At 66.9% G+C, this 13,121-nt stretch carries 12 protein-coding genes and 1 rRNA gene; 11 read left to right on the forward strand and 2 right to left on the reverse strand.

Translation table 11 applies throughout. The features are described from left to right. Positions 1-33 precede the first annotated feature (33 nt). Positions 34-597 (reverse strand): tyrosine-type recombinase/integrase, encoded by a 564-nt coding sequence (locus ABT014_RS23865; protein ID WP_350641073.1) that lies wholly within the window; start codon positions 595-597, stop codon positions 34-36. Between ABT014_RS23865 and ABT014_RS23870 the strand changes: the two genes are divergently transcribed. From ABT014_RS23870 to ABT014_RS23920, 11 genes are all read left to right on the forward strand, one after another. Continuing rightward, positions 577-1,392, forward strand: coding sequence for a hypothetical protein (locus ABT014_RS23870; RefSeq protein WP_350641074.1), 816 nt, complete (start codon positions 577-579; stop codon positions 1,390-1,392). The two genes, ABT014_RS23865 and ABT014_RS23870, sit on opposite strands and share 21 nt — an antisense overlap. Next, the gene (locus ABT014_RS23875; protein WP_350641076.1) at positions 1,386-2,315 is read left to right on the forward strand and encodes a radical SAM protein; all 930 of its coding nucleotides are present in this window, start codon (positions 1,386-1,388) and stop codon (positions 2,313-2,315) included. Before ABT014_RS23870 ends, ABT014_RS23875 begins: the two co-directional genes overlap by 7 nt. Then, positions 2,312-3,391 carry a nucleotidyl transferase family protein gene (locus ABT014_RS23880; RefSeq protein ID WP_350641077.1) on the forward strand — a complete coding sequence of 360 codons (1,080 nt, stop codon included), beginning with the start codon at positions 2,312-2,314 and terminating at the stop codon, positions 3,389-3,391. The genes ABT014_RS23875 and ABT014_RS23880 overlap by 4 nt, the downstream gene beginning before the upstream one ends. Before the next feature lie 20 nt (positions 3,392-3,411). Beyond that, positions 3,412-4,137: a methyltransferase domain-containing protein gene (locus ABT014_RS23885; RefSeq protein WP_350641078.1), complete on the forward strand. Its 726-nt coding sequence runs from the start codon at positions 3,412-3,414 to the stop codon at positions 4,135-4,137. Then, positions 4,134-5,270 carry a hypothetical protein gene (locus ABT014_RS23890; protein ID WP_350641079.1) on the forward strand — a complete coding sequence of 379 codons (1,137 nt, stop codon included), beginning with the start codon at positions 4,134-4,136 and terminating at the stop codon, positions 5,268-5,270. Before ABT014_RS23885 ends, ABT014_RS23890 begins: the two co-directional genes overlap by 4 nt. Further along, complete coding sequence (locus tag ABT014_RS23895) at positions 5,267-6,223, forward strand: glycosyltransferase family 2 protein (RefSeq protein WP_350641080.1); 957 nt, start codon at positions 5,267-5,269, stop codon at positions 6,221-6,223. The genes ABT014_RS23890 and ABT014_RS23895 overlap by 4 nt, the downstream gene beginning before the upstream one ends. Positions 6,224-6,322: 99 nt before the next feature. Further along, positions 6,323-7,729, forward strand: a complete 1,407-nt coding sequence (tyrS, locus tag ABT014_RS23900; RefSeq protein WP_350641081.1) for a tyrosine--tRNA ligase — start codon at positions 6,323-6,325, stop codon at positions 7,727-7,729. A 199-nt stretch (positions 7,730-7,928) separates the two neighbouring features. Beyond that, positions 7,929-8,045, forward strand: a 5S ribosomal RNA gene (gene rrf, locus ABT014_RS23905). A 326-nt stretch (positions 8,046-8,371) separates the two neighbouring features. Beyond that, positions 8,372-9,085, forward strand: a complete 714-nt coding sequence (ndgR, locus tag ABT014_RS23910) for an IclR family transcriptional regulator NdgR (RefSeq protein ID WP_104818425.1) — start codon at positions 8,372-8,374, stop codon at positions 9,083-9,085. Positions 9,086-9,327: 242 nt separating this feature from the next. Further along, positions 9,328-10,878, forward strand: coding sequence for an Eco57I restriction-modification methylase domain-containing protein (locus ABT014_RS23915; protein WP_350641082.1), 1,551 nt, complete (start codon positions 9,328-9,330; stop codon positions 10,876-10,878). Continuing rightward, complete coding sequence (locus ABT014_RS23920; protein ID WP_350641083.1) at positions 10,875-11,876, forward strand: BsuBI/PstI family type II restriction endonuclease; 1,002 nt, start codon at positions 10,875-10,877, stop codon at positions 11,874-11,876. The genes ABT014_RS23915 and ABT014_RS23920 overlap by 4 nt, the downstream gene beginning before the upstream one ends. A gap of 96 nt (positions 11,877-11,972) precedes the next feature. On the opposite strand, the gene ABT014_RS23925 is transcribed toward ABT014_RS23920, so the two are convergent. Continuing rightward, complete coding sequence (locus ABT014_RS23925; protein ID WP_350641085.1) at positions 11,973-13,091, reverse strand: hypothetical protein; 1,119 nt, start codon at positions 13,089-13,091, stop codon at positions 11,973-11,975. Positions 13,092-13,121 lie beyond the last annotated feature (30 nt).

Below are 13,121 nucleotides of genomic sequence, written 5' to 3' on the forward strand. Positions count from 1 at the left end.
GATGGCTGGCCGGGTTTCTTCGCGGCTGGGCTTCTACGCCTCGCGGGCCTCCTTGGGAGTGTCAGAGGGAGGGCGTCGGCGGCGGGTGCGGATGTCGACGACGGCGGCGCTGATGCCGTTGGCGATCTTGGTCTGCTGCTCGGCGGTGGCGTGCTGGTAGATCAGTGCGGCGCGGACGGAGGCGTGGCCCATGTGGGTCATGAGGTCCTTGAGGCTGGCGCCGGTGCTGGCGGCGAGGACGTTGCCGGTGTGGCGCAGGTCGTAGAAGTGGAGGTCGTCCATGCCGATCTTCGCGCGGGCCTTGCGCCACTTGCGGCCGAAGGTCGATCGGCGGAACGGGGCTCCGCGCTCGCCGATGAACAGCAGGCCGTCGTCACCGTCCTGCGCGTAGCGGGCCAGGTGGTGCTCGAACTCCGGGACGATCTCGGGCGGGATGCCGACGGCGCGCTTGCCGGCCTTGGACTTCGGATCGCCTACGGCCCGCTCACCGGTGGTCAGTTCGGGGGCCGCGCGGCGCACCCACACGACCTTTTTGGCCAGGTCGACGTCGCTGCGGCGGCTGGCTCCCGGGACTTCATGGACGTGGTGGGCGCGCACTGCGAGACCGTCCCGGCGCAGGCCATGGTGGACATCGCGGGGGAGTGCGGCTTCGGATTCTTCTCCATCGAGCACCGGGTACCGGAGTTCGACCGACGCTATGGCGGCCGTTTCCAGGCCGTACACGCCCTGAGCTTGGGCTTCCCTGCCCTGCTGAGCCCGGTGGCCTGCCATGGCTTCGTCTACGGCCTGTCCCATCCGGCGGTCGGGGTGTCCGCGCGGTTGCTGTACCGGCTCGGCCTCGGCGACGTCACCGTCGTCAACTCCTCACCCGTGCCCGGCAGTCAGGTCGACGAACTCATCCCCGGCGGCACCATCCGCGTCTGCCGCCTGACAGCTGGCCAGGAAGACCCGGAGTTCGGGCGCGCCGTCGCCGAGGCCGCCGGTGCCGTGGCCCCCGTCGTCGACCTCGGATCCCTTGCGCAGCGCACCGATCCGCGCGCCAACGTCGCGGCCGTCGTGCGCCTCCTCGCCAGCCGCGCCCCGGCAGTGGCCCGGCGCACGGTCGCCCTCAACGCGGCTGTACTCATGCTGACCGCCCGCGCAGTCCCCACCCTGCGGGCTGGCCTGGACACCGCGCATGCCGTCCTGGACGACGGTGCCGCCCTGGACACCCTGCGCCGTTTCGTATCCCTCACCGGCGGCGCCCCGCGCACGGTCGATGCCCTTCTGCGACTCCCCGGCGACCACCGGGCCACCTCGACCGTGTCCGCCCCGCGCCGCTCGCCCCAGAACGCCCCCGCCTTCGGACGCCTCGCCGTTCCGTCCTCCGACAGGGAGACGACCGCATGCTGACCCGCGACGAACTCGGCATCGTGCACCTGGTCCTCAACACCGACTGCAACGCCTGGGACCTGCCCAAGACGCCCGAATCTCCAGGGGTATGCCGCTTCTGCTACCGCGAACGCAACCGCGTGCACACCGACGAGGCCACGGTCCGCCGCGTCATCGACCGTGTCCGCGCCGAGTCGGACGCCCACCGAATCGTCTTCACCGGCGGCGACCCGGTCATGCCCTACGACAACCACCTGGAGCCCGCACTCCAGCACGCCCAAGCCGCAGGCTTCGAGACCAACCTGCACACCAACGGTCTCCTGCTCGCCGACCGCTACGCGGCCCTGCGCGACCACGTCACCCTCTACTCCCTGGCCGTCGACGGCCCCGACGAGCACAGCGCCGACTGGTTCCGCGGGAGCGGCTACTTCGCCGCCTTCAAGGCCAACATCGCCCTGCTCGTCTCTGACCGGTGCCGCCTCGCCTTCAACACGTTCACCACAGCCGCTTCCTTGGCCACCCTCCCCAGCCTCGCCGAAACGATCACCGGCCTCGCCGTCCGTACGCCGGTGGAGTACTGGCTGATCTCCCAGTACCGGCCGATCGGCCGCGCCAACTCCCGCAAGGCCGACCTCTACGCCTACGACCGCGAGGCGTTCACCGAGGCCGTCGCCCACGTCCGCGGCCTGCTGTCCGGCACCGGAATCCAGGTGTACGACCAGCCGACCCGCGCTCCCGAGGACCCCTATCCCTTCCGGGTCTGGGTCCTGGCCGACGGCACCGTCACCGCCGATCTCGGCAGCGTCGCCGCGCCCAGCAACACCGTCCTCGGCAACCTCCTCGCCGACGGCTTCGAGCCCCTCGTCCGCCGGGCCTTCGCATCACGTTCCACCACTGGCACCTCCACCACGACCTCCTCGGAGAAGGAAGTGACCGCACCATGAAGTTCGACTCCGCGTACTACGACGACGTCATCGCCAGCCACAACTACGAGCGCATCGCGCCCGAGACCACTCCTGCCGCCAGCGGCAGCGTTATCCCGGAGGCCGACGCCGAACCCGCCCTCGGCGCCATCGACTTCCCGCTCGCTGACCTGAGCCCGGACGACCTGCGCACCAAGTGGATGTGCCACACCGGAGCCCGGGGCTTCGCGACCGCCGTCGCCAGCGGGAAGCCGGCCACCGTGACCACCGGTGTCGGCCTCGGCGGCCCGCCGCACGCCGGCACCGTCTTCCAACTCCTGCGCGCCGTCACGCTCCAGCAGCACGGACTGCACGTCCAGGTCGTGCTCGGCGACCTCGACTCCTACAACGCCCGCCGCACCCCGCTGGCCGAAGTCCGTCGACTGGCGGACCAGTACGAGGAGTTCGTACGCCGTCTCGGCTTCGACGAGCAGCGCGGAGTCCTTCGTCGACAGGAGGGCAACACCGACGTCCTGGCCACCGCATTCCTGCTCTCCCGCCACCTGGACGACGCCGACTTCAGCTGGGCGGAGGAGGACCTCTCCGGCTTCTACCGCAACCACGGGGTCTTCGACCACCTCACCTACGGCATGAAGCAGGCCACCCTCCTCATGGCCGCCGACTTCGTCCACCTGCTCGCCCAGGACCGCCACGTCCTGGTCTCCCTCGGCGTCGACGAGCACAAGTACGTGACACTCGCCCGGCGCGGAGCCGAACGCTGGGGCTTGCCCGCCGACCGCCTCTCCGGCATCTACACCAAGATGATCCCCGGACTCGGCGGCCTGCCGAAGATGAGCAAGAGCATCCCTGGCTCCGGCATCACTGCCGCCCTGCCGCCCGACGACATCCGGGCCCTGCTCGCAGCCGACACCGACTCCGGGCCGGACGACGACACCTCCGCCCTGCTGCAGATGTTCGCCTGCCTGCCCGAGACCGGCGGCCACGCCTACGACCTGGCCACCGAAGCCCGCCGCGCCGGCGGCCACCGCTGGCGCGAGCTCCGCGAGGAACTCACCGAGCGCCTGATCGGCATCTTCTCGCTCTGGCCTCAGCCGTGACGCAACCGAAGGAATCCACCGTGTCCACCACTCCTGCGCTGTCCCCGGCGCCGTACCCCGTCCTCTCCCGTCAGCCCCTCGGCGACGCCACCACCCACCACATCCGGGACGGCTACCGCCACCGGACCACCGTGGAGTACTTCCCCGACACCACCGACGACGACGTCACCTGGCAGCCCGACGTCTATCCGTACGCCGCGACCCTCGCCGAGCACTCCGGTCTCGACACCCTCATCGACCTCGGCTGCGGCCGCGCCGGCAAACTCGCCGCCCTCGCCGCCGAACACCCCGACTGGACGTACATCGGAGTCGACTTCGGCGACAACCTCGCCTGGAGCCGCGACAAACACCCCTTCGGCCAGTGGATCGACGCCGACCTGGAGAAGACCGAACACCTCCACCTCGCGCCCGATCTCCTGCGAGGCTCCATCGTCGTCTGCTCCGACGTCATCGAGCACCTCCTCGACCCGCTCCCGCTCCTCACGCTCACCCGCAACCTCCTGTCCGACGGCTGCTCCGCCGCCGTATTCTCCACCCCCGCCCGCGAGTTCCGCAGCGGCTACGACGCCGCCGGGCCGCCCCGCAACCCCAGCCATGTCCGCGAATGGGCCAGCGACGAGTTCCAGGCCCTCCTGCGCGCCCGCGGCTTCGAGATCCACTACGCCGGCATCACCCGAAGCGACGACGCCTCCCACGGCTTGTCCACCCAGCTCGTCACGGTCGGCCTGCCCGAGGTCCGCCGATGACCGCCACCACCGCTCTCCCTGCCTCCGGCCTTCGGGTCGTCCACCTGCCTGCCCGCACCCCCTACGCCCGCAAGCTCCAGGGCCCCGGCATCCACGCCTTGAACACCACCGCCGAGCCCACCGAGATCCGCCCCGGCCTCGTCGTCCCCGCCGACGTCACCGCTTCCTGGATCCTCGACCACGCCCCGTTGGACTGGCTCGACGTCCTCCACCTCCACCACGTCGACCTCGAAACCCCCGCCGTCCTGGAGCGGCTCCTCGACGCCTGCGCCACCGCCGGCGTCCGCGTGGTCTTCACCGCCCACGACACCCGCCCCATGTTCGGCGCCGCCAGCGACGGGGCCGACGCCTTCATCACTCGCCTGAGCCTGCTCCTCGCCGCCGACGTCCCCTGGATCTGCCTCACTGAAGGCTCCCGCGCTGACCTCGCCGCCCTCCTGGGCGCCGAGCCTCCCGCCACCGTCATTCCGCACGGCTACGTCGTACCGCCCGACACCCTCCGCCACCGCGATCGTCTCCCCGGCGCCGGCGTCCGCACCCTCCTGTACGGGGCCACCCGCGCCAACCGCGACCAGATCTCACCCGTCGTCAACTGGTCTCTCGCCACCAGCGACCCCGCCCACACCCTGCATCTCCTCCTGCGCGCCGCCAGCCCCGCCGACTTCACCCGAACCACCCCCAACCCCCTGCTCGCGCTCCTGGACACCGCCCGCCACGACCCCCGCATCCGGATCACGATGCGCCCGTACCCCACCGACGCCGACGTGCTGGACGCCGCGCTCGCCAGCGACCTCCTGCTGCTCCCCTACCTCTGGGGCACCCACTCCGGCCAACTGGAACTCGCCTTCGACCTTGGCCTCATCCCGGTCTGCGCCCGCGTCGGCCATCTCGCCGAGCAGCACCGCCTCCACCAGCGGCACGGCCAGGCCGTCCCCGAACCCGAATGGTTCGACTGGACCACCGGCCACCCCAACCTCTTCGGCGAACGCTTCCTGACCGCCCTGGAATCCGCGACCGCCCGAGCTGCCGCCACCCCACGCCGCCTCGACCACGACTTTCTCGACTACCGCGCCCAGGAACACAAGGACGTCCTCGCCGCCTACCTCGCGCTCTACGAGGGCGGCCGCCGATGACGAACACCCCGTCGCCGCTGCCCCGGATCTCCTGCGTGATCCTCTGCCACAACTACGGCCGCTACCTCGACCGTGCCATCACCAGCTGCCTGGAGCAGCAGCCCGGCCAGTACACACTCCACGAGATCCTCGTCATCGACGACGGCTCCACCGACGACACCCCCGAGGTCTGCCGCCGCCACCAGGACTACGTCCGCGTCGTGCGCCGCCCCCAGCGAGGGTTCGCCCAGACCCTCAGCGACGCCGTGATCCTCTCCGAGGGCGACTGGATCGCACCCCTCGACGCCGACGACTGGTTCCACCCCGCAAAACTCCGCACCTGCGCCGCCGCCATCACCCCCGGCCGCCTCCTGATCGACCACTGGGAGACCGTCGTCGGCGTCGACGGCCTCCCGCTACTGCCCGAGCCCCACCCCGGCGGTAACACCAGCACCCTCCTCGTCCGCCGCGACGCAGCCCGCACCCTTCTCCCCGTCACCAACGAGATCCACTTCCACGCGCTGCGCGACGCCGGCCACGGCCACACCCTGACCGAGCCCCTCGTGAACTACCGGCTCCACCCGGCGAGCATGACCGACCGAACCCTCAACGGCGCCTCCCAGCACTACCGCGCCGACGTCTGCGCTGACCTCGCCCACCGTCTCGTCGCCCTCACGGCCACCCCGCCAACCTGGGCCACCGCCGCCACTCTGCGCCGTATCGCCCGCCGCTACCGGGCCCGCTCCGCCGGCCACCGCGTGGAAGCCCACCTCCAGCAAGGCCACCGCCTCCACGCTCTTCGCCCTCTCACCGCGATGCTCTACCACTCCCTCCGCGGCCGCGCCCCGTTCACCGCCTGGCTCCGCACCCTCGCCAGCGTTGCCCGCGACCGCCCGCTCGCCCCACCCCCGCCAGCCGTAGCCACCGCCGCGGCGCCGACGATTCCTCTGCCGCTCGGCCAAAGCGGAATGTGATCAAGTAAATGCAGCGCGGTATGCCGCGCTGCTAAAATCACGTGTTCCCCCATACCTGCTGGTCCCGTCAGCCGACAGACCCAGGAGCGTAACGACGCCATGAGCCGTCTCAGCGAATCCGTAGTCCGCGCCATGGAGATCCTCAAGGGATCGGACCTGGCCGCGGACTATACGGTCGCCAGGCTCTTGGAAGAGACCTATCGTCGCCGCTCGCTGGACCTCACTGACCTTTCCCCGGCCGAACAGGCCGCGCTGGTCGAAGGCCGCGCGATCAACGTCATCCCCTCCGCGTCGGCGCTCGCGGCGAAGATCACGGCTGCCCAGACAGAGGGTCGGCCGCTCGTGGTCAAGTACGGCATCGACCCCACGTCCCCGGACGTCCACCTGGGCCACTCGGTGCCGATCATCATCGCGTCCCGGTTCCAGCGCATGGGCCACCACGTCGTCTTCATCATCGGCGACGTCACCGCCAAGATCGGCGACCCGTCCGGCCGCTCCTCCGAGCGCCCGGAGCTCACCGACGCCGACATCGCCCACAACCTCAGTGGCTACCAGCAGCAGGTCACCCCGTTCATCGACTTCGAGCGCGCCGACCTCCGCTTCAACGGTGAGTGGCTGAACAAGGTCAGCCTCCCCGAACTGGTGAGCATCCTGGCCCGTGTCCCGGTCTCGATGACCCTCCAGCGCGAGGACTTCCGCAGCCGTCTAGCCTCCGGCGACGGCCTGTCGGTCGCCGAGTTCGTGTATTCCGTCGTTATGGCCCTTGACTCCGTGGCCATCACTGCGGACGTCGAACTCGGTGGCGTGGACCAGCTGCTGAACCTCCAGATGTGCCGCAAGGTCATGGAGATCCGTGAGCAGGCCCCCGAGGTCATCATCACCACCTCGCTCATCGAGGGCACTGACGGCAACGGCTCCAAGATGAGCAAGTCCAAGGGCAACTACGTCGGACTCTCCTCCGCGGCAGACGAGATCTTCGGCCGCCTGATGTCCATCCCCGACCACCTCGTCGAGCCCTACCTCAGGCAGCTCACCGAGTGGACCGACGAGGAGATCGCCACCGTCACCGCGCGCGTCACCGACGGCACCGCGCACCCCATGGCCGTCAAGCGCATCCTCGCCGGCGAGGTCACCGCCACCCTCCACGGCCTGAAGGCCGCCGAGGCAGCCCGCGCGGAGTTCACCGCCCGCTTCTCCAAGCGGACCTTCGGCGAAGCACAGAACCTCCCGGCCATCTCCCTCAAGGAGCACGCCGAGACCCCTCTGGTCACCCTGCTCACTCAGGTCTTGGACTTCGCCCCCAGCAACTCCGCCGCCCGCCGCGTCGCCGCCCAGAACGACCTCCGCCTCATCGCCGAAACTGCGGACGGCGAACAGCACACCACCCAGCTCGACCAGGACGCCACCCAGCAGCCGCTGTCCGCCCTCGTCAGCGAGGCCGACATCGCTGGGGAAGCGACCTTCTACCTCAAGGCAGGCCGAAAGATCGCCCGCATCGACGCGTGACGAAATGTGGCGTGGTGGTGGGGGCAGGCTTGCCCCACCACTACGCCAGTCTGGGACACCCTGGCGGTGAGCGAACGCGGCCAGCCGTCGTGCTGCTCTCGCTTGGGCCGACTGGACGCTGTTTCCTCAGGACCTGGGGACTCATGTAACATAACTGCCGAGGCAATGGCGAGCTACACAGATTCGTCGGCCAAAACATTTCGGTGGTCACAGCGAGAGGGAAACGCCCGGCTACATTCCGAACCCGGAAGCTAAGCCTTTCAGCGCCGATGGTACTGCAGGGGGGACCCTGTGGGAGAGTAGGACGCCGCCGATTTTCTCTTCGAGCCCCGCTGCATCTCAATTGAGAGATTGCAGCGGGGCTTTTGTTTGCGCCGAAGCGTCCATGACCGGATGAGGCTCGTCGCCCTTCACGGCCTGCCCGCAACCCGCGTGCTGTCGTTGTCTGGTTGATATAGCGACACCGGAATGCTCGCTAGTCGACCCAAGCGCTCGTCCTGGAGCAGGTTGCGCTCAGAGCAGCCCAAACCGTGCGACTGTGTCCAGTATCTGGGACTGCGAGGGCTGCGCTGGGCCGTGACGGACCTAGCTTGCAGGCCGATCGGACTTGCGTCTCGCTGAATGAGACTGCAATATCATGGTATGGACAACTCTAGCGGCGTCGGCGTTCTCGACAAGGCCGCTCTGGTGCTCAGCGCACTGGAGTCGGGCCCCGCCACGTTGGCGGGGCTGGTCGCCGCCACCGGTCTGGCGCGGCCCACGGCCCACCGACTCGCCGTCGCACTCGAACACCACCGCCTGGTCACCAGGGACATGCAGGGCCGATTCATCCTCGGCCCCCGACTCTCCGAACTCTCCGCCGCGGCGGGCGAGGACCGGCTGCTCGCCACCGCGGGCCCAGTCCTGACCCACCTGCGAGACGTCACCGGCGAGAGCGCACAGCTCTACCGCCGGCAGGGCGAGATGCGCATCTGCGTCGCCGCCGCCGAGCGGCTCTCCGGCCTGCGCGACACCGTCCCGGTCGGCAGCACCCTGCCGATGAAGGCCGGCTCCGCCGCCCAGGTCCTGCTCGCCTGGGAGGAGCCCGAACGGCTCCACCGCGGCCTCCAGGGCGCCCGCTTCACCGCCACCGCGCTCAGCGGCGTCCGGCGCCGCGGCTGGGCCCAGTCGATCGGCGAGCGGGAGCCGGGCGTCGCGTCCGTCTCCGCGCCCGTCCGCGGCCCCTCCAACCGCGTGGTGGCCGCCGTCTCCGTCTCCGGCCCCATCGAGCGTCTGACCCGCCACCCGGGCCGTATGCACGCGCAGGCCATCATCGAAGCCGCCAACCGCCTCACCGAAGCACTGCGCCGGGGCTGACTGGCCACAACAACAGTCGGGGCCGCGCTCAGGGGGAGCTGACTTCCTCTGAGCGCGGCCCTGTGCCTTCCGAGAGCACTCGATGTGTGACCTTGGCCTCTGCGCGCCACCGTCGACACACCGCTGGACTGGAGCACACACGGACCCAGCTCGCCGTTTCAGGTAGGTGCTGAAGCCGGAGTCTGCTCGTACGAGTGACGGTTTTCTGGATGGTACCCACCCCCAGTGCGTAGGCTTCACGCATGGCAACACAGGTAGCAGGCGACGTGCACCCCCTCGTTCAGCGGACCGAGGAGCGTCGGCAGTCGGCCTCAGCGGAGCTGGACGCCAAACAGCGCAGTAAGTTGGGCCAGTTCTTCACACCTGCACCGGTTGCTGACTTCATCGCATCCCTGGTTCGCCTTCCCGCTGGGGGTACTGTTCGACTGCTGGACCCGGGTGCTGGCGCCGGCTCGCTCACAGCATCGGTCGTGGCGCGATGCATTAAAGAACGCCCAGACCTGGCATTGTCGCTTGTCGCATGCGAGGTGGACCCTGGGGTGCACAGCGCCCTACGCGCGACGCTCGAAGACTGCGTCAAGGCAGGTGCTGCCACGGGAACCCACGTCGAGTACGAGCTCGTCGGCGGAGACTTCATTGAGTGGGCGACCACCGAGACCACACTCCTTGGGACGCCCTTGGAGAAGTTCGATGTCGTCATCATGAACCCGCCGTATCGAAAGCTGGCGCGCAGCTCGCGCGAGCGCCAGTCGGTAGAGGCGACTGCAACAGAGACATCGAACCTCTACTCGGCGTTCCTGGCGCTTGGGGTGACACTCTTGGCACCTGGTGGCCATCTTGCGGCCATCACCCCAAGAAGCTTTGCAAATGGGGCCTACTTTAGAAATTTCCGCAAATTCTTCCTCGGGAATATGCATCTCGACAGGCTTCATGTCTTTGAGTCAAGGCGAACTGTGTTCGCCGACACTGATGTACTGCAAGAGAATGTCATCTTCACCGCTGCGAGGCAGGTCAGTGGAGACCGTCCGGCCGTCACGGTCTCCACAAGCGCCGGATACACGGACCCGCTGCGAGAGCGTGTAGTGGCGTACGAGGAGATTGTCCACCCCGGGGACGCTGAGTTCTTCATCCACATCAGTGCAGAGGATTCTGACACCGAGCTCGCCGCTGCTCTTGCTGCCTTGCCGGCCAGCCTCTCTGAGACTTCACTGGAGGTCTCAACTGGTCGCGTTGTTGACTTCAGGAGCAAGGAAGCCCTCCGTCAGGACCCGGAGGATGGCGCTGCTCCTTTGATTTATCCGTTGCACATGCGGGACGGTCGCGTCACATGGCCAGTGCAGGGCGCCAAAAAGTGTAACGCCATCATGCTCGATGATTCCACTCGGAAGATGACGTTCCCTCCAGGTTATTATGTAGTGGTGAAGAGGCTCTCCTCAAAGGAGGAGAAGCGAAGAGTTGTCGCCTCGGTCTACGACCCGGCGTGCAGCCCGGATTCTCGAATTGGCTTTGAGAATCATGTAAATGTCTTTCACGAGGGTGGCGATGGTCTGGCGTCAGAGCTCGCCCACGGCCTTTGCTTGTGGCTGAACTCCACCCTCCTGGACCAGCTCGTTCGCCGATTCAATGGGCATACGCAGATCAACGTGACTGACCTACGTAACCTGCGGTATCCGAACCGCGAACAGCTAGTGGCTCTTGGGCGGGAGTGGAATAGTGGACCGCTCCCAGACCAGGAGATGATCGATAAGCTCGTTGAGAAGCACGTACGGAATCCAGTGATCGGAGCTCAGTGAGCCAGCAGCTGTCCGTGGGTATGGACGACTCGCCCATCGCCACAAGGATCGAGGAGGCGCGCGATATTTTGCGCGCCCTGAATTTTGACTCAGAGCGGTGTAATGAACGCTCTGCACTGGTGTTGCTAGCGCTCCTCGATCTGCCTCCGGAGCAGGCATGGGAAGAGGCCCAGAGTCCGATGGTCCGCACCGTCGCCCTGATGCAGTGGCTGCGCGACGAGTACGACAAGGACTACAAGGCCAATAGTCGCGAAACGATTCGGCGATTCACTCTCCACCAGTTCATCGAAGCTGGCCTGGTCGTCGCCAATCCCGACGACCCTAAGCGGGCAGTAAATTCCCCGAAGAACTGCTACCAGATCGAACCGGCCGCGCTTGAGCTGATCTCATCCTACGGAAAAGAGGGATTCCCTGGACGGCTCCAGAAGTACCTGGAAAAGCTCCCAGGGCTGAAGTCTATCTATGCCAGCGCGCGCGAAATGTCACGAATTCCCGTGACGCTTCCGAACGGCGAGCCGATCTTTCTCAGCCCAGGCGGCCAGAACGTCCTCATCAAAGAGATAATTGACGAGTTCTGCTCGCGCTACACGCCGGGCGGGCATGTGCTCTATGTCGGCGATGCTGACGACAAGTGGAGCTACTTTGAGAAGGAAATGCTTGCCGAGCTCGGCGTGACCGTCGACGCGCATGGCAAGATGCCTGATCTTGTGGTTTACCTTCCGGACAGGAAATGGCTGGTCCTTATAGAAGCGGCATCCAGCCACGGGCCGGTTGATTCAAAGCGTCACGCGGAGCTGAAGTCCCTCTTTGCTGGCGCCGAATCAAAGGGAGTGGGCCCAGTCTTTATCTCGGCCTTCCCTACCAAAACTGAACTTCGAAAGTACTTGGGGTCTATCGCCTGGGAAACCGATGTCTGGTGCGCTGATAACCATGACCACTTGATCCACTTCAATGGAGAGCGCTTCCTGGGGCCGTACGGAGTTCCTGGAGCGTCTTAGGTAGAACTCCACACCAGCAAAGCCGTGAGACGGCTGCAGTTTCTCCTTGCTGCTGACGATGAGCTGTTCGTCAGCAGCAAGGAGACGCGCGTGCTCTCAAGCAGAGGCGTTCCAGCCCAGCGAGATCAGCCTCTGGAGTTCCGATGCCGAAAGCCAGTGTGTTCCATCGTCATCCCGAATCGGCACACGAATAGCGTTAGGCGATTTCCTGCTCGAAACTGAGAATAGCTTATCGGAATCCATCTGCTGCGGAACATAGATCGAAATTACACCGAAATCCGTACTGGTTGAAACCCAATCGATCTCAAGTCCGCGAACGTGCGGGACGACCCATTGACGCACTAGCTTTCGATAGCGAGCCAAGTCGACTGCCCCTGCTGCGAGCGGGGCCACCGAAGCGAGCACCTCGGTCTGCCCCTCCATGCGGGTCTCGAATCCCACCAGCACGAGTCCGCCACCCAGGTTTGCAAAGGCTGCAATATCCTTGCATAGCTCCGCATCAGCGGCGGGGTTCCCCAGCTTGTAGCCTTCTTTCTTGGCGTCCAGCCATCTGCATTCGCGCTGGCCGATCAAGTCACCGAGGCGGCCAGAGACCACTGCCCTGTAGGCGTCAGCCAGACCGAACGTGCTACCCACGGCTGGCCGCTCGGCATGATGCGCAACTCGCTGAAGAGGGATCGCAGTCTGGGCGAGCCAATGCTCGATCAAGGACTGGAGAGGCCCGTCTTTGATGGCTGAGTCGAAGAGGGCTGCGAAGTCGGGGTCGAGATAATAGCGCGGCCGTGCTGAATTAGTTGGTGCGTCCGCAACCAGAATCGCCCCGAGGCTTCGCAGAGCTTGCAGTGCGCCGGTGCGCAGCGTTTCTCGGCTATTGGGTTTGTACCATGCGGAGCCCCGGTCGAAGCCCGCGGCCATGCAGATCTGGCCGATTTTCTTGTCCGGGCTCGCCGAAAGGGCTGCATCGTAGTAAGCGCGCCGTTCGCGGACGCCGCGGTGGCTTGCTACTGGATCACTCATGCCAGCCACTAGGGCCAGGCTGAACGGGCGTGAATGACTGACAGAGCCGACGTATAGAGCGGCGAAGACGATGGCGGCCGCAGCCGGGCTGGCGGCGTCTGGGCGGCCGGTGCTCTCCCTTGGGAAGATCAATGCCAAGCGGTCCTGGCAGTCATCGCGGGAAGCGGGCAGGACCGGCAGGTCAACGGTGTCGTTCATCGAGGCCACACGCTAACGGTATCGGTTAGC

The organism is Kitasatospora sp. NPDC094015, assembly GCF_040304075.1.
Taxonomy (GTDB): Bacteria; Actinomycetota; Actinomycetes; order Streptomycetales; family Streptomycetaceae; genus Kitasatospora.